Raw genomic sequence first — 446 nt, 5'->3', positions numbered from 1 at the left:
GTTTTCAAAGTGCAATGTTCAACATTTTCCCGAAGGAAAAGTTGTTGGTGGAGCCAAGCGGGATCGAACCGCTGACCTCCTGCTTGCAAGGCAGGCGCTCTCCCAGCTGAGCTATGGCCCCGTAATGGGATCCGACTTCTCAGAGTCGATAGTGGTGGGCCTTAGTGGACTCGAACCACCGACCTCACCCTTATCAGGGGTGCGCTCTAACCAGCTGAGCTAAAGGCCCTCAGTTATTCTCTTTTTTGACTACACAGGTACAACTTTGCACCCGCTTGGCGACGTCCTACTCTCCCAGGACCCTGCGGTCCAAGTACCATTGGCGCTGRAGGGCTTAACGGTCGTGTTCGGTATGGGAACGCGTGGTTCCCCTCCGCCATCGCCACCAAACGGATGATGCTTYGAAAGACGATTAGTCTTTCAAAACTGACAACGAGCGAGCAATA

2 tRNA genes and 1 rRNA gene are annotated in these 446 nt (G+C 53.8%); all 3 read right to left on the bottom strand.

The window, feature by feature from the left end:
- Positions 1-45 precede the first annotated feature (45 nt).
- The 3 genes from AC1DF0_RS32290 to rrf all read right to left on the bottom strand — a co-directional run bounded on the left by AC1DF0_RS32290 (position 46) and on the right by rrf (position 390).
- Positions 46-121: transfer RNA gene (locus AC1DF0_RS32290), tRNA-Ala, on the bottom strand.
- Positions 122-152: 31 nt separating this feature from the next.
- A tRNA-Ile gene (locus AC1DF0_RS32285) sits at positions 153-229 on the bottom strand.
- Positions 230-273: 44 nt separating this feature from the next.
- A 5S ribosomal RNA gene (gene rrf, locus AC1DF0_RS32280) occupies positions 274-390 on the bottom strand.
- Between the last annotated feature and the right edge of the window lie 56 nt (positions 391-446).

This window comes from Paenibacillus sp. 05T425 (assembly GCF_056396205.1).
Note: the sequence above shows the minus strand (reverse complement) of the source record. Positions and strands in the feature narration are given on the sequence as shown.